This is a genomic window from Ectobacillus antri, assembly GCF_003852715.1.
In the GTDB taxonomy this organism is placed as follows: Bacteria; Bacillota; Bacilli; order Bacillales; family Bacillaceae_G; genus Ectobacillus; species Ectobacillus antri.
This window is the reverse complement of the sequence record NZ_RIAV01000005.1, coordinates 161673-185473: the sequence shown is the minus strand read 5'-3', so window position 1 is coordinate 185473 and position 23801 is coordinate 161673. Positions and strand designations below refer to the sequence as shown.

Annotated in this window: 17 protein-coding genes; 8 read left to right on the top strand and 9 right to left on the bottom strand. The window is 38.3% G+C overall.

The genetic code is table 11. The features are described 5' to 3' along the window. Positions 1-57 precede the first annotated feature (57 nt). Both ahpF and ahpC read right to left on the bottom strand, forming a co-directional pair. Positions 58-1587 (bottom strand): alkyl hydroperoxide reductase subunit F, encoded by a 1530-nt coding sequence (gene ahpF / locus EEJ45_RS07640; RefSeq protein WP_124564208.1) that lies wholly within the window; start codon positions 1585-1587, stop codon positions 58-60. Positions 1588-1601: 14 nt separating this feature from the next. Next, positions 1602-2165: an alkyl hydroperoxide reductase subunit C gene (gene ahpC / locus EEJ45_RS07635; RefSeq protein WP_124564207.1), complete on the bottom strand. Its 564-nt coding sequence runs from the start codon at positions 2163-2165 to the stop codon at positions 1602-1604. A 384-nt stretch (positions 2166-2549) separates the two neighbouring features. On the opposite strand from ahpC, the gene EEJ45_RS07630 reads away from it, so the two are divergent. Together EEJ45_RS07630 and gndA are read left to right on the top strand one after the other, a co-directional pair. Beyond that, a complete protein-coding gene (locus tag EEJ45_RS07630; RefSeq protein WP_124564206.1) occupies positions 2550-4778 on the top strand; it encodes a putative bifunctional diguanylate cyclase/phosphodiesterase in 2229 nt (742 codons plus the stop codon). 104 nt (positions 4779-4882) lie between these two features. After that, positions 4883-6289: an NADP-dependent phosphogluconate dehydrogenase gene (gndA, locus tag EEJ45_RS07625; RefSeq protein WP_124564205.1), complete on the top strand. Its 1407-nt coding sequence runs from the start codon at positions 4883-4885 to the stop codon at positions 6287-6289. Positions 6290-6350: 61 nt separating this feature from the next. On the opposite strand, the gene zwf is transcribed toward gndA, so the two are convergent. Next, complete coding sequence (zwf, locus tag EEJ45_RS07620; RefSeq protein ID WP_124564204.1) at positions 6351-7850, bottom strand: glucose-6-phosphate dehydrogenase; 1500 nt, start codon at positions 7848-7850, stop codon at positions 6351-6353. Between the two features lie 230 nt (positions 7851-8080). Between zwf and EEJ45_RS07615 the strand changes: the two genes are divergently transcribed. After that, positions 8081-8311: an excisionase family DNA-binding protein gene (locus tag EEJ45_RS07615; RefSeq protein WP_124564203.1), complete on the top strand. Its 231-nt coding sequence runs from the start codon at positions 8081-8083 to the stop codon at positions 8309-8311. Between the two features lie 174 nt (positions 8312-8485). On the opposite strand, the gene EEJ45_RS07610 is transcribed toward EEJ45_RS07615, so the two are convergent. Together EEJ45_RS07610 and EEJ45_RS07605 are read right to left on the bottom strand one after the other, a co-directional pair. Then, a complete protein-coding gene (locus EEJ45_RS07610) occupies positions 8486-8950 on the bottom strand; it encodes a hypothetical protein (protein ID WP_124564202.1) in 465 nt (154 codons plus the stop codon). 120 nt (positions 8951-9070) lie between these two features. Then, complete coding sequence (locus tag EEJ45_RS07605) at positions 9071-10627, bottom strand: ABC-F family ATP-binding cassette domain-containing protein (protein WP_124564201.1); 1557 nt, start codon at positions 10625-10627, stop codon at positions 9071-9073. Positions 10628-11128: 501 nt separating this feature from the next. On the opposite strand from EEJ45_RS07605, the gene EEJ45_RS07600 reads away from it, so the two are divergent. Next, on the top strand, positions 11129-12529 hold the full coding sequence (locus EEJ45_RS07600) for a putative DNA binding domain-containing protein (protein ID WP_124564235.1): 1401 nt from the start codon (positions 11129-11131) through the stop codon (positions 12527-12529). Positions 12530-12766: 237 nt separating this feature from the next. After that, positions 12767-14947 carry a DNA topoisomerase III gene (locus EEJ45_RS07595; RefSeq protein WP_124564200.1) on the top strand — a complete coding sequence of 727 codons (2181 nt, stop codon included), beginning with the start codon at positions 12767-12769 and terminating at the stop codon, positions 14945-14947. A gap of 37 nt (positions 14948-14984) precedes the next feature. On the opposite strand, the gene EEJ45_RS07590 is transcribed toward EEJ45_RS07595, so the two are convergent. The 3 genes from EEJ45_RS07590 to EEJ45_RS07580 form a co-directional block, all read right to left on the bottom strand. After that, on the bottom strand, positions 14985-15761 hold the full coding sequence (locus EEJ45_RS07590; RefSeq protein WP_124564199.1) for an endonuclease/exonuclease/phosphatase family protein: 777 nt from the start codon (positions 15759-15761) through the stop codon (positions 14985-14987). 4 nt (positions 15762-15765) lie between these two features. Continuing rightward, a complete protein-coding gene (locus EEJ45_RS07585) occupies positions 15766-17406 on the bottom strand; it encodes a PTS transporter subunit IIBC (RefSeq protein WP_124564234.1) in 1641 nt (546 codons plus the stop codon). A gap of 416 nt (positions 17407-17822) precedes the next feature. Further along, on the bottom strand, positions 17823-18461 hold the full coding sequence (locus tag EEJ45_RS07580; protein WP_124564198.1) for a trimeric intracellular cation channel family protein: 639 nt from the start codon (positions 18459-18461) through the stop codon (positions 17823-17825). Positions 18462-18887: 426 nt separating this feature from the next. Here EEJ45_RS07580 and EEJ45_RS07575 point away from each other — a divergent pair, with 426 nt between their 5' ends. Next, on the top strand, positions 18888-20141 hold the full coding sequence (locus tag EEJ45_RS07575) for a flippase (protein ID WP_124564197.1): 1254 nt from the start codon (positions 18888-18890) through the stop codon (positions 20139-20141). A 26-nt stretch (positions 20142-20167) separates the two neighbouring features. Here the strand turns inward: EEJ45_RS07575 and EEJ45_RS07570 are convergent, their stop codons facing one another. Further along, entirely contained in the window at positions 20168-21181 is a 1014-nt protein-coding gene (locus tag EEJ45_RS07570) for an LCP family glycopolymer transferase (protein ID WP_124564196.1), read from the bottom strand. A 432-nt stretch (positions 21182-21613) separates the two neighbouring features. Here EEJ45_RS07570 and EEJ45_RS07565 point away from each other — a divergent pair, with 432 nt between their 5' ends. Both EEJ45_RS07565 and EEJ45_RS07560 read left to right on the top strand, forming a co-directional pair. Then, the gene (locus EEJ45_RS07565) at positions 21614-22396 is read left to right on the top strand and encodes a glycosyltransferase family 2 protein (RefSeq protein WP_124564195.1); all 783 of its coding nucleotides are present in this window, start codon (positions 21614-21616) and stop codon (positions 22394-22396) included. A 48-nt stretch (positions 22397-22444) separates the two neighbouring features. Further along, the gene (locus EEJ45_RS07560) at positions 22445-23794 is read left to right on the top strand and encodes a hypothetical protein (protein WP_124564194.1); all 1350 of its coding nucleotides are present in this window, start codon (positions 22445-22447) and stop codon (positions 23792-23794) included. The last annotated feature ends 7 nt before the right edge of the window (positions 23795-23801 follow it).

Sequence of the window (23801 nt, the reverse complement as noted above, 5' to 3'; positions counted from 1 at the left end):
AGAGCTCCCAATGATTTGGGAGCTCTTTATTTATATGATTCTCTATTAAAGAGAATATTAATTACGAATTAGGTAGTCAAAGGCACCTAGTGCTGCAGTGGCACCTGAACCCATGGAGATAATAATTTGTTTATAGACGCTGTCCGTACAATCACCGGCTGCGAATACGCCTGGAATACTTGTAGCACCGTGCTTGTCCACAATGATTTCACCGAAGCGGGTGCGTTCAATCGTATCGCCTAACCATTCTGTGTTTGGTACCAGGCCAATTTGAACGAATACGCCTTCCAGTTCGATGTGGTGCACTTCCTCTGTGTCGCGATCCATATAGCTAATACCGTTCACTTTATCAGTACCTGTAATTTCTTTTGTTTGCACATTTTTCAGTACTGTTACGTTAGGAAGACTATATAGACGCTCTTGTAGTACTGCATCTGCCTTTAACTCTGGCATAAACTCAAGAACTGTTACATGCTTTACAATACCTGCAAGATCAATCGCAGCTTCGATACCAGAGTTACCACCACCGATAACAGCCACGCGCTTGCCTTCAAATAGAGGACCATCGCAGTGTGGACAATATGCGACGCCTTTGTTTTTGAATTCTGCTTCGCCAGGAACGCCAACATTGCGCCAACGTGCACCTGTAGACAGAATAACAGTTTTACTTTTTAGAACAGCACCGTTCTCAAGTTCAACTTCAATAAGATCTTTCTTTTCCAAGCGTTTTGCACGTTGTAAGTTCATGACATCAACGCCATACTCTTTCACATGCTCCTCAAGACCAGCGACAAGCTTAGGACCTTCTGTTTGTTTTACACTGATAAAGTTTTCAATCGCCATCGTGTCCATCACCTGACCGCCGAAGCGCTCTGCAACAAGACCTGTACGAATACCCTTACGTGCCGCATAGATTGCCGCACTGGAGCCTGCTGGGCCACCACCAATAATCAATACATCGTAAGGCTCTTTATCTGCAAATTCGGAAGCATCTGGGCCATTGCCGATTTTCGCTAGAATTTCTTCAAGCGTCATTCGACCGCTACCGAAAGATTCACCGTTTACGAAAACAGTCGGGACTGCCATGATATCCTTGCTTTCGACCTCTTGCTTGAAAGCTGCACCGTCAATCATGGTATGAGTGATGCCTTCATTTAAAATGCTCATTAGATTAAGTGCTTGTACCACATCAGGACAATTGTGGCAGCTTAAGCTAATGTAAGACTCAAAGTGGTATTCACCTTTTATATTCTTAATCTGATCAATCAGCCTTTGCTCTACTTTTGGGGCTCTGCCGCTAACCTGCAGCAAAGCCAAAATAAGAGAAGTAAACTCATGTCCTAGAGGGATACCGGCAAATGTTACGCCCGTATCTTCTCCAATACGATTAACGCTAAAACTTGGTGTACGCGATAGTTCTGCGTGCTCTACTTTAATTTTAGGTGACATAGTGGCCAGTTCGTCCACTAGAGTCAGCATGTCGCGGGATACTTCATCCGTTCCCGCGCTGACTTTAAGCAGTATATCGCTCTCTAATAATTGGAGGTACTGGGCCAACTGTGCCTTTATATCTGCATCTAGTAACATTTGTATCAAACTCCTTAGATTTTACCTACAAGGTCAAGGCTTGGCTTAAGTGTAGCGCCACCCTCTTGCCATTTAGCAGGGCAAACTTCGCCTGGGTTGTTGCGCACGTATTGTGCTGCTTTAATTTTGTTTACAAGTGTGCTTGCATCGCGACCAATACCACCTGCGTTGATTTCAACTGTTTGAATAACGCCATCTGGATCAATGATGAATGTTCCGCGCTCTGCTAAGCCGTCTTCTTCGTTTAATACGTCGAAGTTACGAGAAATTACATGGGAAGGATCACCAATCATAATATACTCAATTTTGCCGATTGTTTCAGAAGTATCGTGCCATGCTTTGTGCGTGAAGTGAGTATCTGTAGAAACAGAGTATACTTCTACGCCAAGTTCTTTAAGAGTTGCATATTGGTTTTGAAGGTCTTCTAGCTCTGTAGGGCATACAAACGTGAAGTCTGCAGGATAGAAGCAAACAACGCTCCATTGACCTTTAAAGTTTGCTTCTGTAACATTGATAAACTCACCTTTGTGAAAAGCCATTGCTGAAAATGGTGCTACTTCTTTACCGATTAATGCCATTTGAAAATCCTCCTAAAATAAAAAGTTTTAGTGCAATAGCACTTTGTAATAATTCTAATTCGATATTAATTATTATATAAATCCTATTACTTTGTCAAAGGAAAAGCATATATTTTTTTTAAAATTGTTGAACCTAAGAAAAATTATACGCTGGGTATATAAGACCCTGTAAGCTGAATGTAAACAAACATCCTTGTTCATCTCTACCATCTAAAAATTCAATTGGCTACTTGTATTTCTATATCTACCACTTAAATTTTTACCTATCTACTACTTTTAATTCATGGAAATAAGAAGTATAAAAAAATATTCTGTTTTTTGGATATTGTTTACATTATAATATTTAAAATACGATATCATTTTCTAAAAATGGGAGAAAGATATATGAAAATTTTCACGCAATTACGTAAGTCAAATACGTTTTGTTTATTAGCAATACTGATTGTTTTAAAAGCGTTTTTAAAATTACAAGGTATTGAAACACAAATAGGTACATTTTTTGATATTGCTATAGGCTTGACGATTCTAATTTTAGTGCTATTGACATTTTATTTTATGCATAAGGATCTACAAGACTACGCCCGAGAGTTAGAAGAATCACGTGAAAAAATGAGTAACATATTTCAAGCACTGGATATAGCGGTTTGGTCACATGATCTAGTGGAAGATGCGTTATTAATTACATCGAAAATAGAAACATTATATGGTTATTCGCTGCAACAATTTTACCGAGATAAAAACCTATGGAAGAAGGTTATTATACAAGAAGATATACACCTTTTGTTAGAACGCCAAAAAGAGCTTCTCAAGGGGAATGCGGTAACAAGTATATATCGTATTCGCCGTGCGGACGGTGAGGTACGCTGGATTCAAGATAAGGGCTTTCCGACATTAGATGCTAAAGGGGATTTGGTACACTTCACAAGTGTACTGATGGATATCACAGACAGAAAAGAAAGTGAAAGTTTATATCAAAGTTTAGTAGAAATGTCACCTGATAGTATTGCAGTCGTGAGTGGTGGACGAATTGACTATGTGAATGAGGCGGGTTGTCAGCTGCTCGGAGCCAAAACGCAGCATGATTTAAGACGCATTCCAATAGGAGCGTTTCTTGATAAAGCAACCTTACAACAAATCAGAGAGCGTCGTGCAAAAGGTGAACCAGTCAACCGTTTAGAGTTTGTGATGCATAATCTCAAGGGACAAGAAATTCAAATGGAAATGTCTATGAGTGATTTGTTTTATGAAGGGCGCCCTGCCGTACAAGTAATCGGTAGAGATATAACGGATCGTAAACAGTCCGAAAAATCTATGGAAATGTTAGCATATTATGATTCCTTAACGGGTCTGCCTAATCGTTATAAATTTCGAAAGTATCTAGGGGAATTGTTACGGGATCATAAAACAGAAAGCTTTGTGATTATGTTTTTAGATTTAGATCGTTTTAAAATCATCAATGATACGAAGGGACATACTATCGGCGATAAGCTCCTGCAGCGCGTGGCAGATCGATTGCATATGTCTATTACCGGAAACGGTATCGTTTCAAGACAAGGTGGAGATGAATTTATCGTTCTGTTAGAATATGCAGATGAAAAAGAAGCAAAGCGAGTAGCAGGAGACATTTTACATGCATTTGCACATCCTATTGATGTTGAGGATGAACAATACTATATCACTCCTAGCATCGGTATTAGTATGTACCCGCAGGATGGAGATAATGTAGAAACGCTTATTAAGAATGCGGATACTGCGATGTATGCAGCGAAAGAAAGAGGTAAAAATACATATCAATTCTATACAGCGCATTTAATGGAGCGCTCTGCACGTAAAATGGAGTTAGAAAATGATTTGCGTAAAGCTCTGATAAAACAAGAGTTACAGGTATACTATCAACCACAGATCGATTTGCAAACCGGAGTAGTCATAGGGATGGAGGCGCTTTTACGTTGGCCACATGAGAAATATGGCTTCATATCTCCTTTAGAGTTTATTCCGATTGCAGAAGAAACGGGTTTAATCGTTCCATTAGGCGAATGGGTGTTAAGGCGAGCATGTCAGCAAAACAAACAATGGCAGGAAGAGGGAATGGCATGTATTCCTGTTGCGGTTAACTTATCTGCTCGTCAAATGCAGGAAGAAAATTTCATTGATATGATAATACGAGTACTGCATGAAACGGAGCTGAAACCTCAGTTTTTAGATTTAGAAATCACGGAGAGTATGGTGCAGGATATTGAAAATTCCACCGTTATTTTACATAAGCTCAAAGACCTTGGGGTTAAGCTCTCTATTGATGATTTTGGTACAGGCTATTCTTCTTTGAACTATCTCAAGCACCTTCCAATTGATAAAATTAAGATTGATAAATCATTTGTTGATGATATTATCCATCATGAAAATCAAGGGGCAATTGTTAAAACGATTATTGATATGGGACACAATCTTCAATTTAAAGTCATTGCAGAAGGAATTGAAAAAGAAGAACAGGTTCAGTTTTTAATGGAATATGGATGTATCATGGGACAGGGCTACTTTTTTAGTCCGCCTTTACATTCTAAAGAAATGAAAAAGTTTTTATCGCAAGATAAGGAAGTATTGGAAAGAACATAATAAAGAAATGAAGAAAATGTGTAAGTGGCGAAGTTTAAATTTCACTTTAGTCTATATGGTACTATAATATATAAGGGACACATACATAGGAAGGAATGAATATTATGCCAAAACAACAAATTGGAGTTGTCGGTGTAGGTGTTATGGGAAAAAGCCTAGCCCTTAACTTTGAAAGCAAAGGTTATTCCGTAGCCCTTTATGATATCTCAAAAGAGAAAGTTGACGCGATTATCGCTGAAAATAGTGGAAAAAATTTGATAGGTACAAGTGAAGTTCAGGCTTTTATTGATTCTTTAGAATTGCCACGCAAGATTTTATTGATGGTAAATGCAGGTGAAATTACAGATAAAGCAATTGATTCTTTACTTCCTTACTTAGATGCTGGTGATATTCTTATTGACGGTGGTAATACGTACTTTGAAGACACGGTTCGTCGCAATAAAAAGCTTGCGGAAAAAGGTATTAATTTCATCGGTGCTGGTGTATCCGGCGGTGAAGAGGGCGCTTTAAAAGGTCCTTCCATCATGCCTGGTGGTCAAAAGGAAGCATATGAAAAAGTAAAAGATATGCTGGAGAACATTGCAGCGAAGGTAAATGGCGAGGCTTGCTGTTCCTATATTGGTCCAGACGGAGCAGGACATTATGTGAAAATGGTGCATAACGGTATTGAATATGGTGATATGCAGCTCATCTGTGAGGCGTATTTTTTCCTAAAACAAACACTTAACCTGAGTGCACAAGAGTTTCATGAGATTTTTGCAGAGTGGAACAAGGGTGAGTTAAACAGCTACTTAATTGAAATTACAGCAGATATCTTTACAAAGATTGATGACGAAACAGGAAAGCCGCTTGTTGACATGATTTTAGATAAAGCTGGTCAAAAAGGTACAGGAAAATGGACAAGTCAAAGTGCGCTTGATTTAGGCGTTTCCTTACCAATTATCACAGAGTCTGTATTTGCTCGCTGCATCTCCGCTTTAAAAGAAGAGCGTGTTCACGCAAGCACAGTATTGGCAGGACCTGAAAAGTTACCACTGGGCTTAAGCAAAGAAGAATTGATTGAGGCTGTTCGTCAAGCGTTATACATGAGTAAGATTTGTTCCTATGCACAAGGCTTCACACAATTGAAGGCTGCGTCTGAAGAGTACGGATGGAACCTTGATTTCGGAAGTATTTCTATGCTTTGGAGAGGCGGCTGCATTATTCGTGCAGCATTCTTACAAAACATTAAAGAAGCTTACGAGCGTCAAGCAGACCTGCCAAATCTACTTCTTGACCCATACTTTAAAGAAATCGTAGAAGCTTATCAAGGCGGTTTACGTACAATTATTGCAGCTGCGGTACAACAAGGAATTCCGGTACCAGCGTTCTCGGCAGCTGTTTCTTACTATGACAGCTACCGCACAGCAACGTTGCCTGCAAACCTACTACAGGCACAACGCGATTACTTCGGTGCGCATACGTATAAGCGTATTGATAAAGAAGGAACATTCCATACACAATGGAAGTAAAAACAGCATATGCGGCTTAGCCGCTAAAGCTAAAAAAAACCGAGCCTCAGCTCGGTTTTTTTTATATAGAATAGTCGCTGTCATCCCCAATTGGCCACCAGTGGAAGCCATCTTGTGCAAGTAGTTCGTCAGCGGCCTTAGGTCCCATAGAACCAGCAGGATATAGCTCAAATTCACTGCTTGTATCTTCTTTCCACGCTTCAGAGATCACATCAACAAACTTCCAAGATAATGCAACCTCGTCCCAGTGTGTAAAGTTTGTTGCATCACCATGAATTGCATCGTTAAGAAGCTTCTCATATGCTTCCGGTGTATTAATACCATCGATGCAATGATTGCAATAATCCAGCTTAGCCGGTGTTGTTTTATCAGTCATCCCAATCTTTTTACCATTTAAAATCAGGGAGATACCTTCATCTGGCTGGATATGGATAATAAGAAGATTTGGATGAACGTTATTTTCTGATTTAGAGTACAGATTCATTGGCAATTCTTTAAATTCAACTACAATCTTTGTAGATTTTTCTTGCATACGCTTGCCTGTACGGATATAAATCGGTACACCTGCCCAGCGGAAGTTGTCAATCATCAGCTTACCTGCGACAAATGTCTCTGTGCGAGATTCTGGGTTTACCTTAGGCTCACTGCGGTAGCCAGGCACTTCTTTTCCATTCATGGAGCCCGGACCATACTGACTGCGAACGAAATATTGCTTTACCTCATCCTTTGTCATTGGACGCAGCGCACGTAATGCTTTAATCTTTTCACTGCGTATTTCTTCTGTTGTTAAGCGAATTGGTGGCTCCATCGCAAGCAAAGCTACCATTTGAATCATATGGTTTTGTACCATGTCGCGCAAGGCGCCTGACGTATCATAATAACCACCGCGGTCTTCTACACCGAGCGACTCGCTGGAGGTGATTTGAATATTAGAGATGTGGCGATTGTTCCATAACGATTCGAAAATCGCATTGGCAAAGCGGATGACACCAATATTTTGAACCATTTCTTTGCCTAGATAATGGTCAATACGATAGATTTCATCCTCCGCAAACGCTTGTCTTAAATCTTCATTCAGCTTCTGTGCGGAAGCAAAATCATGACCGAATGGTTTTTCAATAATAAGGCGATTCCAGCCCTGTTCATTGGTTACACCTTCAGACTTTAAGTAAGAAGCGATAGTGCCAAAGAACTCCGGTGCCATTGCCATGTAAAACATGCGGTTGCCAGGGATAGAAAATTCTTGTTCTAAGCTGTTTAATAGCTCATGTAAATCTTGATAAGAAGCTGCATTGGTAACATCAAACGCAAGATAACGGAAATGAGAGAGAAATTCTGTTAGGTCACCTTCAATAGAAATATTGGAATCCTGCAAAGAAGCAGTGACATTTTCACGAAATACTTCATCGCTCCACTCTCTACGTGCCACACCTACTACAGCAAAGTTCTTATCTAATGTACCTTTTTTGTACAGATTGTATATAGATGGGAAAAGCTTCCGTTTCGCTAAGTCGCCTGTTGCCCCAAAAATAACCATGGAGCAATATGTATGATTGTTCATGACAAACCCTCACCTTTATTAATTTATAAGAAATATTATTCCACAAAACAATAACATAATCCCGAATAAAGGAATCTCCTATGTCCCAAAACACTTCATAATAGCCGTAATCATCTTAAAAAGTATAACCCTTTTTATAATAGTTATCAATTTCTTGCTACATTATTTCGTATTAAGCGTCATAAAAGTGATAAAATGAATATGGAGAAAATGCTGAGAGGGTGAAAGTAATGTACATAACAATCGCAGAAGCGGCGGAGTATTTATCTCTGCCAGAAACAACAATTCGTGCATTAGTTGGGCAAGGGAAAATTAGAACCGTTCATGATGGCGAGCAGTATCTTATTTACAAAGACCAATTTTCCGATCATATGAAGCAAGTAGAAAAAGCAAAAAAGCAACTTGCTGAATGGAACAGCGAGCCACTTCCCGAGGATATTGATATTAAGGATGAAGATTAAAGCCTTTGCGATGCAAGGGCTTTTATTTAATGGCTGTTTTCGCAAACTTTATTGCTATGTAACAATAGTGGGGAGTGGAAACCAACCACTCCCGCAGGAGTCCCGCACCTTCTGCTCCAACCAATCTGAAACAAAGAAAGTTATCTAAAAATAACAATTTTTTTAGAAAAGAGCCTATTTAATAGAGAAACCTTCCTCATCCAGATATTGAGCCGCTTCTCGATAGGAGTTGAATGTACCATCAAGGTTTAAACCAGCATACACATTCCACAAATCGTCTTCTTCCACAAGCATAAGAGTATGTCCTTCTTCATTAATCCACTCTTCTTCAAAAGCAGGCTTATCAGAAACCTCGACCTCTTTTTCTGATAGAGACAAAATGGACTGTTCAATGATTGTACGAAGCGCATCCGCTGAGAAATCACGGATATTGACCATACCCTTGTCATTCATTTCATAACCATTCAGGTATTCCCCGTATACAAAGCCATTGCCGTTCGGATGCAGGTGATAAACAACCACTTTTTTTTCCTTCACGCTGCCTTCAAAATGGAAATTCACGCGTCCTAACGACACGTTTTTTCGCTCTAATTCTGAAAAAGATGATACAATCGCAAGTTTTTCTTCAAAAGTTAGCATAATGCCTCCAAAGTATATGATGAGTACTTATTATAGCATAAGAGCAAAAGCAAACAAAAAGCCAGCCTCCCCTTTATCAGTAAGAGGAGGCTGAACGGTTTATCATGTGTTTATAGTTGGTTAGAACAACTTCGTCGTCCAGCTCTCACAATTCCATACTTCAGTCGCAACCTCACGATAGAATTCTGGCTCATGGCTAATAAGTAGGATGCTGCCTTTGTATGCTTTTAAAGCGCGCTTTAACTCTTCCTTCGCATCTACATCCAAGTGGTTAGTAGGCTCGTCCAGTACAAGCAGATTTGTCTCGCTATTTACGAGCTTACAAAGACGTACCTTCGCCTTTTCTCCCCCGCTCAGGACTTCTACCTTGCTTTCAATATGCTTTGTTGTAAGACCGCATTTTGCCAATGCAGCGCGCACTTCATATTGCGTAAAGGAAGGGAACGCGTTCCAAACCTCTTCAATACAAGTATTGTAGTTGGATGTTTTAATTTCTTGTTCGAAGTAGCCGATTTGTAAGTAATCACCGCGCTGAACGCTGCCGGAAATCGGCTTAATTTCGCCTAAAATACTCTTTAGAAGTGTTGTTTTACCAATACCATTCGCACCCATTAAGGCAATTTTTTGACCGCGCTCCATTTTCAAGTTTAAAGGTCTAGAAAGTGGGCTATCATAACCGATAACAAGATCCTTCGTTTCGAAAATCAGCTTGCCGGATGTACGACCTTCCTTAAAGTGGAACTCCGGCTTCGGTTTTTCCTTCGCTAGCTCAATCACTTCCATTTTATCAAGCTTTTTCTGACGGGACATAGCCATATTGCGCGTGGAAACGCGCGCTTTATTGCGGGCAACAAAGTCTTTTAGCTCGGAAATTTCTTGCTGCTGACGCTTATAAGCAGACTCCAGTTGTTGTTTTTTCACTTCATAAATCTTTAGGAAGTTATCATAATCACCCACATAGCGATTCAATTCTTGGTTTTCCATATGGTAGATTAGATTAACTACACTATTTAAGAACGGAATATCATGGGATATCAAAATAAATGCGTTCTCATATTCCTGCAGGTAGCGTTTCAGCCACTCAATATGCTTTTCATCTAGGTAGTTGGTAGGCTCATCTAGCAATAAGATATCTGGCTTCTCAAGCAATAGCTTCGCAAGCAGAACCTTTGTGCGCTGTCCGCCGCTCAGGTCGTGTACATCACGATCTAGGCCGACATCATCTAAACCAAGTCCACGCGCTACTTCTTCTACTTTAGAGTCAATAATATAGAAATCATTGTTCGTTAAAGTATCTTGAATAATCCCAACATCTTCAAGCATTTTCTCCAGCTCTTCAGGAGTTGCTTCTCCCATTTTCTCATACAGCCCGTTCATCTCAGCTTCCATATCAAATAGATATTGAAAAGCAGTTTTTAAGACATCACGAATTGTCATTCCTTGTGACAAAACAGCATGCTGATCCAAATAGCCTACGCGCATATGCTTAGACCATTCAACTTTCCCTTCATCTGGCTGGAGCTTGCCCGTAACAATATTCATAAAGGTAGACTTACCTTCTCCGTTAGCGCCGACGAGTCCAATATGCTCACCTTTTAACAGGCGGAAGGAGACATTATTAAAGATAGCGCGGTCTCCAAAGCCATGACTTAAATTGCTTACTGATAAAATACTCATCTATGCATACACCTTTTCTTTATAGTGACGTAGTTAAAACTTCTCTATTGATTATAACGAAGTTGCAGAGAGGATTAAAGAGGGCAAATTATGTAGTACAGATAACACAAACTATATCATACAGTTTATTTATGAGAGGTACGAAGAAGCGGCAGACTATATGTATATACTTCTCTTCAATTTTTGTATATTTATATAATAATTAGGCTCTTTTCTAAAAGATTGTTGTTTTTAAATAGGTTTCTTTGTTTCAGGTTGGTTGGAGCGGAAGGTGCGAGACTCCTGCGGGAATCAACCACTCCCCACTATTTGTTACATAGCAACAAAGTTTGCGAAAACAGCCAATAATTATGAATATATGTACCATTATTTCCCGAAGGTCTTTGTTATATATTTTCTTTGCAGTCACACGATATATCGTTAAAAAGTGTTAAAATAAAGAAATGAACTTTATGAAGCAGTCAAAGGAGACTTTATCATATGCTGCGTGAAAGAACGGATATGGGAGGAGGAAATGCATTGAGTTACACAATAGATCATACCGGCCAGGCCTCCGATAGTTTGATTTTAGAGCACTATGGACTAAATGAACTAAATTTCGAATCGGTAAAAAGCTATCGCCAGCGCTTTGCGACGGTAAAGCCAGATCATCCGTGGAATGCGCTGGAGCTAAAAGAGTTTCTTTATAAAATTGGTGCTTGGGGAAAGATTCGTAACACAAATAAAGAAGGACTGACTTTGGCCGGTCTATTAATGTTTAGTGAAGAGCGAATGATTACAGAAGTTTTGCCGCAATACTTTCTTGAGTATCGTGAAAGTTTGGGAAATAATGAAAACTTGTCTTGGTCCCATCGATTTACTTCACAAGACGGAACATGGTCCGGAAATATATATGACTTCTATTTCCGAACATTAGACACTATGAAGAATAGTATGTCCGGTGATCTTGGAATTGAACAAGCTACTATTTTTCATGAAGCGATTATAAATGCGATTGTACATGGAGATTATTATGCAGAAGGCGGTATTGTCATCGAGAAAACACAAGATGCATATATATTCACCAACACTGGTTATTCACGTGTTACGACGGAAAAAGCTCTTGAGGGCGGCATTAGCAATTTAAGAAATCCTAATCTATTTAAAATGTTTATTATGATTGATTTATGTAAAAGAGCTGGCTCAGGTATACGAAATATGGATATAGCGGCAAAACAGCTCAATTGGATCATGAGGTTTACATCTGATCCGGAAAGCAATAAAACGAATCTTACCTTGAACATATATCCTATGATCGTACCAATAGAAGAGGCACTTTCGTCAGAGTGGCTGAAAAACGACGACTCCTATAATAGTGAAGTTAACTCCAGTAATAATGATTACAACTCCTTTAATAAGGATGATAACTCCGGTAATAACATTCTAAACTCCTTTAATAAAGAAGAAAACTCATTGAATAAAGAGTTAGACTTCTATAATAAAGATATTGACTCCGATAATAAAAACACCAACTCCTTTAATAAGCATATTGTCGGAAACAGTGAGTTAATGAGGTCCGTAAATAACGGAATGACCGATTCTGTCGAAATGCCTAGTATTGAAGATATACACGAAGAAGTGCTAGAGGATGATATAGAAGCAGAGCTATGGCAAATAGCAGAGCTAGCCAGGAAGAAAAAACGTCTGTCTCCTGTTGTGATGGAAGATATTATTTTGCAGCTTTGTGCCAAGCGTCCATTGAGACTTAAGGAGTTTGCTTATCTGCTAGAGCGAACACCGGATGGTCTGAGAAACAATTATTTAGCGAAGCTTTTAGATAAAGGTAAAATTAAGCTGAAATATCCAAATCAGGTGAATCATCCGAAGCAAGCATACATGATAAAACAGCGGACTGACCGATAGATTTAAGAATAATATTAAAACCTAGAGACAGAAGAAAAGGAAGAGTAATGATCACTCTTCCTTTATTCTATTTCCTAGGTAATGGCAAGGAGGCGTATAAATGGCTATAGGGAATCCGGAATGTATTGTCACACAGTTTATGTCTTGCGCTGACGAATGATGAAATACCGGGATGCTTTTCATTTATGTGTAAAACGTCTAAGATATAGAATAGAAGAAACCGGAAAGGATGTTTGTATGAAAACAGTTGTATTGGCTGAGAAGCCGTCTGTTGCCCGTGATTTGGCCCGTGTATTAAAGTGCGGTAAGAAGGGGAACGGTTATTTAGAAGGAGAGCAATATATCGTAACATGGGCGCTTGGTCATTTGGTGACACTTGCCGATCCTGAGGCTTATGATGATAAATATAAGTCATGGAAAATAGAAGATCTGCCAATGCTTCCAGCTCATTTAAAGCTGGTTGTTATTAAACAAACGGGTAAGCAGTTTCAGGCTGTAAAATCGCAGTTGCTTCGTAAGGATGTAAAAGACATTGTGATTGCAACAGATGCGGGACGCGAGGGCGAGCTAGTTGCACGTTGGATTTTAGAAAAGGTGCAGGTGAAAAAGCCAATCAAACGCCTTTGGATTTCATCTGTTACAGATAAAGCAATTCAGGAAGGTTTTCGTAAGTTGCGTGACGGTAAAGAGTATGAAAATTTATACGCGTCTGCGGTCGCACGCGCTGAAGCAGATTGGTTCGTTGGTATTAATGCGACGCGCGCTTTAACATGTAAGCATAATGCCCAGCTATCCTGTGGTCGTGTGCAAACACCAACGCTCGCAATTATCGCAAAGCGTGAAGAAGAGATTAAAAATTTCCAACCAAAACCGTTTTATGGTGTAACTGCGATTGGTAAGAGCATAAAGTTTGTTTGGCAGGATGGGAAGACGAAGGAAACAAGAACATTTTCTAAAGAAACAGGAGATGCCGTTATAAAAGCGGTACGCAATCAAAAGGCGAAGGTTACGGAAGTGCAGAAAACCTTAAAAAAGACGTACGCACCACAGTTGTATGATTTGACGGAATTGCAGCGCGATGCGAACCGTATTTTCGGCTACTCTGCTAAAGAAACGCTGTCCATTATGCAAAAGCTTTACGAACAGCATAAGGTGGTCACATATCCGCGTACGGATTCCCGTTATCTTTCAACAGATATGGTAGATACACTGAAGGACCGCATTGCAGCTTGTAATGTAAAGCCGTATGCAAAAATTGCCTCAAGATTATTGCAAAAGCCTATCAAGGTAAGTAAATCCTTTGTCGACAACAGCAAGGTTTCCGATCACCATGCAATAATCCCGACAGAAGAATCCGTATTGCTTAGTTCCTTGAGTGACAAAGAGAGAAAGATTTATGATCTTGTTGTAAAGCGCTTTTTAGCGGTACTATCACCAGCCTTTGAGTTTGAGCAAGTAACGATTCGTGCCACAATCGGAAAAGAATCCTTTGTAGCGAAGGGAAAAACAATTCTTTCGCAGGGCTGGAAGGAAGTATATGATAATGACTTTGAAGATGAGGAACGTGAGGATGTATCTGATCAGGTTCTTCCTTCTATCGAGCAAGGAGAAGAAATTGAAATTCTAAATGTCCTGCAAACAAAAGGTGAAACAAAACCACCAGAGCGTTTTACGGAAGGGACGCTTTTGTCCGCGATGGAAAACCCGGCAAAATATATGTCCGGTGAAAGCAAGGATTTAATTCAGACGATTGGAAAAACAGGCGGCCTTGGTACTGTCGCGACACGTGCAGATATTATTGAGAAGCTGTTCAACAGTTTTTCACTTGAGAAAAAAGGCAAGTATATTCATATTACTTCTAAAGGCAAACAGTTGCTTGAGCTTGTTCCGGATGATTTAAAATCACCGGCGCTAACTGCAGAGTGGGAACAAAAGCTTGAGGCAATTGCGAAGGGGAACTTAAAAAAGGATACCTTCTTAAAAGAGATTCGTGAATATACAAAAACGGCCGTACACGAAGTGAAAAATAGTGACCAAAAATTTAAGCACGACAATGTAACAGCAACAAGATGTCCAGATTGCGGGAAACCGATGCTTGAGGTAAATGGTAAAAAAGGTCGTATGCTTGTGTGTCAGGATCGTGAATGCGGTCACCGTAAAAATATTGCTAAGCTGACCAACGCAAGATGTCCAAACTGTCATAAGAAAATGGAGCTTCGTGGTCAAGGTGACGGACAAATCTTTGTCTGCAGCTGCGGTCATCGTGAAAAAATGAGTGCATTTCAGGAGCGTCGCAATAAAGCTAAGCAAGGGAACGTATCAAAGAAAGACATAGCTAAGTACTTGAAACAGCAGGATAATGAACCAGTAAACACAGCATTAGCAGATGCATTAGCAAAGTTGAAATTTAATAAATAAGAAAAAGGCGTTGTGCATGTAATGTGCACAGCGCCTTTTAATCTGTAATGACCACTTCAACTCCGTAATGGTCTGACACAATCGGACGATTGTTCCCATTGAAAATAACCGTTGAACGTTCGACTGCGACCGGTTTGTTTGTAAGAATTAAATCCAAGCGAAGGTCCGCTTTGTTTTCATCCCAGCCGGCAATTTTGCCTTTTACGGTAATCCCGCTGTCTTTTTCCTTTGCGAGGGCAAATGTATCATATAAGCCTTTTTCGAGTAAATAGTCGTACCCTTCACTGCGGATAAAGGCATTGTTATTAAAATCGCCCATCAAGTAGAAGATTCCGTTTTGCTGCACGTGTGCAAGCAAACGGTCTGCCTGATACATGAAAGGTTCTTCTTCATCCTCCCACCAACCGAGGTGGCAGCTATAAAATGAAATCGGTTTTCCCTTATATTCGATGGTGACTCCTACAATCTTACGTGTTTTCCAATAGGATGTATCTTCGCTTCTTGAAACAAAGAAAGAAGATTGATCAATGATAGGATGCTTTGTTAAAATCGCTAATCCTTCTTCGTATACATCATAGCCGATATGAGCAAAGTCCCATACATACTCGTATTCTGAAGTACCGAGCTGCTGCAATTCTTCAAGCAAAACCGAAGCGAAATTTTTCGCTTCGATGTTAGGGTCGATGGATTGACTTACTTCTTGTAAGGCAATCACATCGTATTGATTTTCATGTATTGCTTTCGCAATGTCACGAATCTTTTCCCATTGCTTGTCTTCCTGCCAGGAGTGACAATTCAGCGTTAAAAGCTTCATCGCTTTATGCTCCTAAAAGGTCTTGAATATCAGATTTCAATACATCTGCTTTTGGACCGTAGATTGCTTGTACACCTTTGTCTTTTAGAATTAGGCCTAATGCGCCTTTATCTTTCCATTCCTTCTCAGACCCAACAGCGCTTGGATCTTTTACGGTTACACGAAGGCGTGTCATACATGCATCTACATCTTCAATGTTGTCTGCGCCGCCAAGTAACTGAATTAAGTCAGCTGCAAGAGAGCCATCATTTACATTATTGCTGCCAGATGCAGCAGGTGCTTCATCTTCAATGTAGTTGCCATTACGTCCAGGTGTAGGAAGATTGAACTTTTTAATTAATAGGCTGAATACACCAAAATTTAATGCAAAGAATGCAAGTGATGCGAAGACAAAGTTAATTAAGTCTTTTGTCAATCCTGCTTTTACCATCATCGGTGTTCTTGTTAGTAACTCAATGAAACCGAATGCGTGAACGCGAAGGTTAATGATATCGGCAAGTGCGAATGCTAAACCTGTTGTAATTGCGTATACCACGTACAGAACTGGCGCTACGAACATGAACATAAATTCGATTGGCTCTGTAACACCTGTTAAGAATACGGCAAGACCTGCAGAAAGGAACATTGGCTTATATTTGTGACGTTTTTCTTTATCAACGTTCATGTACATCGCAAGAGCTGCACCGATTAGTGCTGCAGTAGAACCGATAACTTGTCCCGCTTTAAAACGTGCAGGGTGGACATCGCCAAGCAAAGCCTCGTATGCAGCTGTTTTACCTGCATCTAGTAGGTTGTTCAAATCTGTAATCCATGCCAACCAAAGTGGGTCTTGACCCGCAACGATTTGACCTGCTTTTGCACCTGTTAGAATTTTATAAGTACCACCAAGTTCAGTATAGTTCATTGGTACCGTTAACATGTGGTGTAAGCCGAACGGAAGTAAAATACGCTCTAATGTTCCATATACGAACGGTGCGACAATTGGTGCTGTATCTTTTGATGTTGCGATCCAACGACCAAAAGAGTTTAATAGACCTTGTACAAATGGCCATACAGTAGCCAAAATAAGTGCTGCCGCAACAGAACCTACGATAACAACAAAAGGTACGAAACGCTTACCGTTAAAGAATGCAAGAGAATTAGGTAATTTACTATAGTTGTAATACTTATTATAAAGAGAAGCTCCCAAGAAACCGGAGATAATACCAACGAATACACCCATGTTTAAAGCAGGTGCACCTAGAACAGAAGTGAAGTAATCTTTAACAACAAGCTCTGTTCCAAATAAAGATTTAACCGTCGCACCTTCTTTTGTTAGCATATCACCAGATACACCGAAAATTGCGCCTGTAATACGGTTTGTTAAGACAAATGCGATAAGTGCAGCGAATGCACCGCCCGCACGATCTTTTGCCCAAGAACCACCGATCGCAACTGCAAAAAGGATATGCAAGTTAACAATAATACCCCAACCGATATCCTCCATAATACGTGCAATCGTTTGTACAAAACCAATGTCTCCTGCGGACATTCCAATTAATTTACCGATAGAAATCATTAGACCGGCAGCTGGCATAACAGCGACTACAACAAGCAGTGCTTTACCGAACTTTTGCCAAAAGTCGAATGAAATCAATTGTTTCATTTTTGACATATGTGTTCCTCCTTTTATGGTAACGTTCTCATAATGCAGAAAAAATAAAAAACTAGAATAATAGCGTGAAGTTTTTGTGCAAATAAGTGCAATCGCTTGCACTATCTTATTCTAATAAAAGGGCTTTCATAAATCAAGAGGAAACGCTTATTTTTTTAGATTTTATTAAACAAAAGGAAATATCCTATCTTTAAAGATAGGATATTTTCTTTTGTTTTAAGCTATTTTCAATTTACATGGATGATGTAATTAATCAGTAATGTGTATACTAAAATATTTCCAATGGTTACATTCCAAAAATCAGTTTTAGATCTCAATTTATCAAATTGATTAGTATCGTTATTTTTTACTGTGTATATTATTTTTTAGTTAATGGAATAAGAAAGGTATCCTCCAACACCACGTTCCTACGAATGTTTAACCTCTTCACCTATAGCAGAGTCTGATTTTAGTACAGGAAAATGGACGTTATAATAAAAAGAAACCACTCTGACAACAAATGTGATAAATAAGCATATATAGAGAGCAAATATATGCGATACACTATTATATGTTAAGAGAAAGCTTACTGCACCTAAGATTGAAGCAATTGCATATACTTCTTTGCGAAATACATAAGGAATATCTTTTGCGAAAATATCCCGCAAGATACCGCCACCAATACCTGTAATTAAGCCCATTGAAACGACCAAAAATGGCTCATGTACATGATTCATAACAGCGGCGTTAGCGCCTACTGCTGTGAACACACCAAGACCTACTGCATCTGAAAGCATGATAACATTTTGTAATTTCGTAATTCTTTCATAAAAAATACAAGTGATAAGAGCCGTCCCTACACTAACAAAAAAGTAAATCGGTTTAATAAATGCGACAGGAGGGAGATGACCAATCATTACATCGCGGATGATACCACCGCCTAAAGCTGTAGCTACTGCTAAGCAAATCACTCCAAACCAGTCTAGTCGTTTCTTCATTCCTACCAATGACCCAGAAACTGCAGCAGCTATGATGCCGATAAAGACGAAAATATTAATTAAAAGCATTTCTTGTAACCCTCTCTATTCCATACTTTATATCTTGATTTGCTAATGAATAGAGAAACTATACAATAAAGTATTCCAAATGACAATCGTTGTTTTGCGACATGCAAAAAATGGTGTAAAAGATGATAAGAAAGCGTTTATTATAGTAGATTTGCAGCCTGAAGTTCTAATCTTTAGAATATGAATTTGAAATATGTTGTAATATGATAATTGTCTTAAAATGAATTAAACTAGGATAAGAGATCATCTATTACCAAGCGGACAATAAGTTTCTATCGCATTTGTTATTGCACGTATTATACAATGATAAAGAACTTTATCAATAGCACAATAAAGTCATGCCATTAGGAAAATGATTCTTTATATGTTATCTTTTAGATTACGTAACAATAGCCTGTAACAAAACTACATATGGGAGTTTAGTAAATGTCAGTTAAAAAGAAATTGGTTACCAACTTTGTTTCCCTAGCAAGTGTACAAGGGCTGAACTTTATTTTACCTCTTATTACCATTCCGTATTTACTTCATGTATTAGGGCCTGATAGGGTGGGGTTAATTAATTTTGCCCAAGCTTTTATTCAATACTTTATCTTATTTACTGATTATGGCTTCATATTTGTAGCAACAAGAGATATCTCCTTAGCGAGAGAAGATAATAAGAAGCTTTCCGTTATCTTTTCTACAGTCATGCTAGTGCGAACGCTATTGATGATGCTCAGTTTTATTGTATTAATCGTGTTACTTTACACTGTACCTAAGTTCAAAGCGGACAGTATGATTTATATATTAACTTTCGGTATGGTGTTAGGAAATGTTCTGTTCCCAATTTGGTTTTTTCAAGGGATAGAAAAAATGAAAACAATCTCAATTTTAAATGCAATTTCTAAGGTTATTTTCACTCTAGGTATCTTTGTATTTGTGACAGACGAATCAAAGTTTATGTACGTACCTATCTTTAACTCGTTAGGGTATATTGCAATTGGCATCATTGCTATTTATGTAATTACATCACACCACGGTGTTCGTTTTGTAAAACCTTCTAAAGAAGATATTATGTATCAGTTAAAATCAGGTTGGCATATTTTTGTATCAAACATCATGACAAGCTTATATACGACAAGCAACGTATTTATATTAGGTTTCTTCGCAAGCAATACCATCGTCGGATATTATTCTAGTGCGGAAAAAGTGGTCAAAGCTGTTTTGAGTATTATCACTCCCCTTGTTCAAACGGTATATCCGCATTTAAGTCGAGCACTACAAGAATCTAGGACAGCCGCTATTGCGTTGTTACGTAAAGTATTCTGGCTTGTTACAGTACTTATGGCTACATTATCCTTGTTTGTTGGTGTATTTGCAGCACAAATTGTTGAGCTTGTATTTAAATATGAGGAAATTATACCCATCTTGCAAATTTTATCAGCGTTCCCACTCATATTGGGCTGGGCCAATGTATTTGCTATTTTAACAATGATCAATTTTGATTACAAAAAAGAGCTATCTCGTATTTATATTGCAGCGAGTATTTTCAGTGTTGTATTAATGTTCCTGTTAATTCCTCAGTTCAAACAATATGGAACTGCATGGACCGCTGTTTTGACAGAGGCGTTTGCGACAAGTTTAATGGCAATTTTCTTATGGAAAAAAGGAATTCATGTTTGGAAGTGGCGAGGAAAATAAAAAGGAATCGGGCAACCGATTCCTTTTTATGGTTGTTTTTCATTTGTGATGATATCTTTTTGCGCCGTATTCACTTCTTGTTGATTTGCTACAGATTTATTTAGATGCAGATGCTCTAGAAGTTTATTAGATAACGCTTTACGGTCTTTTTCTTCCACGTTGTAATACCAAAGTTCATCATTCATGATTTTACCTTCTCCAGGAATTTCAATCTGTTCTACGTTGAAGGCGGCAGATTTATAATGAGATTGGATATCCATCATTTCTTTAAAGGTTAAGTTTGTTTTAATGTTTTGCTCTAAAGCCTTAAGAACTTTGTCATACTTCGTTAAAGAAGAGAAGCTAGCGCCTTTATCTAGTATTTTTTGAATGACTTCACGCTGTCTTTTTTGACGACCAAAATCACCGTTAGGGTCTTCTTTACGCATTCTCGCATACTGCAAAGCTTGTTCACCGTCTAAATGAACAGCTCCTTCCGGGACATACACGCCATCTAGTTCGAATGCAAACTTGTTGTTGACGTCAATTCCTCCTACCGCGTCTACAATATCACGAAACCCTTCCATATTAACTTTAATATAGTAATCAATAGGAATATCTAAGAAGTTTTCTATTGTCAATATAGATCCTTCAATGCCGCCATACGCATAAGCGTGGTTAATTTTATCCTTTTTATTCATGCCTACAATGGTTGCCCGAGTATCTCTTGGGATACTGACCAATTTAGTTGATTTCATTTGAGGATTTACAGTTAATACAAGAATGGAATCTGTTCTTGAATTTTGTCCTTCGCGTTCATCTACACCAACCAAAAGCACAGAAAAAGGGTCTTTTTCCTTGAATTCAAGTTCTTCTTCACGCTTTTCGGATTTTGTTCTTGATATAGAATTATGCATCTTATCCGTAGCTTTTGCAACGTCTAAATATAGCTTATATGCAAACCCTGCTCCTAATAACCCTACAAAAAACAAAGTAAATAATAGTATACGTGCAATCGTTTTCTTTTTACTTTTCTTTATGTTTTCTCTTGAAATGTTCATATAATTGTCTTCCTTTTGCTTGTTTGTAATGACTTACTTAGAAAAGCAGTTACTAAACTATCGATATACTAATTCTGAAAAATTAGACATTTAAAAATAAAAAAATTCTGAATCAGATAAGGCGTCATCACCCGCCTAAAACTAAGTCTAACACTAAATTGCGAGTTGTCAATATTGTGTACAAATTAGGTATAGTTAGTGTTATAATGTTAATTTGTTAAAGGGTAGGTACAGTTTTCTATTTGTATTTCACATAATGTAGGATGTAAAGTGAACACTCGCCTGCTCTATAGTGGTTATGATGATAAATTTGTATGAAGATATACAAGATAAGTAAGGGATTTTAGTTTTAAATCGTTTGTTACAGTTACATGAGATATGATTTGAAAAGGAGCATCATAGGTTCTGCTTCAATATAAGGAGAGTGAAAAAATGGGTGCAATGGTCGCTGTCAGTATAGTAACATACAATAGTAAACATATCTTTAAGGTATTAGATAATATTAAAGAAGAGTTCGGCGGTGACGAACGTTTTCGGTTCGTTATCTTTGATAATAATTCAGAAAAAGAATATCAAGAGCGTTTAGCAACTTATAAGGACCTCGTCGATCTTACATTTTATCATGAAAATAATGGTTTTGGTTTTGGTCACAATTATAATTTAATGCATGCAGATGAGAAGTACTTCCTTGTTTTCAATCCAGACATTATTTTAAAAAAGCAAGATTTATTAAATATGTTGGAAATAATGGAGCAGCAAAGTGATATTTCTCTTTTAGTACCTAAGGTATTAAATGCAGACGGAACGACGCAACATTTAGTACGTAACCGCGTTTCTGTTTTTGATTATGCGCTTAGATTTATCCCTTTCCAGTTTGTAAAGAAAATGTTCAGCAAACGCCTGCATTCATATGAATGCCGAGACCTACCTAATGATAGAAATGTTGATATTCGTATCGGTTCAGGTTGCTTTATGCTAGTTAGGGGAGAAGCTTTTAAACGCGTAAATGGCTTTGATGATCGTTATTTCATGTACTTTGAAGACTATGACTTATGCTTAAAACTTAGACAGCGAGACGAGCGTGTTGTGTATACTCCGTTTTCCGAAGTAATTCATTACTATGAAAGAGGAGCACACAAAAACTCCAAGTTATTTAAAATTTTTATGCAATCTATGTATAAATTCTTTGATAAGTGGGGTTGGAAACTGTTTTAAATATAAAATATAAGTTCGGCTACATTTATTTCAGGAGTGAGAGGATTAGTGAATAAGTTTGAAAAATGGCTGTTAACAGTGTTTTTTATTGAGCTTTTCGTCGGCGGTGGCGGTAGGCTGATTGACTTTGGTGTGTTATCGATCCGGCAGGTATTATTCCTTTTGGTTGTTGCGACTTTCTTGTTTAGAATTATAAAAACCAGAGCCTTTTTTGATAAAAAGGTAAATACATTTTTGTTATTTGATAGAACAGCAATCGCAATCTATATGTTAATGGGATGGTTTGTAGTCAGTGCAGTGATAGGTGCTATTAATGGAAATGCCTTATCAGTGATTGTAATGGATTTTCTTCGGGTTGCATTCTTTGCATTGTACTTCCCGCTCGCATATTACATTTCTAAAGATAGGTATGAAAAAGAAACTATTATTACCATTTTAAAGTATTCTTCTTTAGGTGTTGCTGTTTTTACAATTGTTATTTCTCTATTAGGAAAGACTGTATTTAGTAGCAACTTTGCTTCTTATTACTACTTTTTAAATGATGTAATGAATGATGACTTATTTTTTAGACCGAGTCACAGTGTGTTCTATAAAAGTCATTTCTTTGTGTTAATGGGTGTATTCCTTTCTTTGAATGCATTATTAAGCAGAAAACACTCTAAACTTGACATCGCAAATGTTGTATTGGGTTTGATATCAATTGTATGGTCAGAGACAAGGGGCTTTTTATTAGCGCTTATGTTTGGCATTATGTTCATCGTGTTCCTTGATGTTAAAACATTCACAGATGCAATCCGTGGCTTGAAAAATAAGTTTTTGACAGTTGTACAATCTAAAGTTATGATGCGTAAAATCGCTGTATCACTTATGATTGTCGCTGCTGTGCCATTTATGTACAAATACATGACGATTGAGCGCTTTGGGCAGGATGTCGCGGCTCCTACGGAAGAAGGCACAGAATCATCGAAAGGCGATAAAGCGGAGCAAGAGATTAATGATGTCAGTGTGAATGCACGTCTTGATTTTATTTTGGCGTCTAAAGATCTTGTTTTTAAAAGTGTACCTGCTTTTGTCGTTGGTAGTGGCTATGGAACAGAAATTGCTGGTCGTGATACAGGAATAGAAATGAGCTTCTTGGATATTTTAGTGGAGCAAGGAATTATTGGACTAGCACTCTGGCTGTACGTATGCTTTATTTTATATTACAACTACCATATGTATTATGTGAAAAAAGGGGTTCCTGATACAAATGATGTATCTTTGCTTGCTTGTATAGCAGCGCTAGGACTTTTAACAAATATTAATCCGTTCATTAATAATCCATTGGGAATCGGCTTTTTGTTAATCGTATTAGTATTATCTAAACGTAAAGCGGAATCAATCAAAACTACTGCATAATAGATGC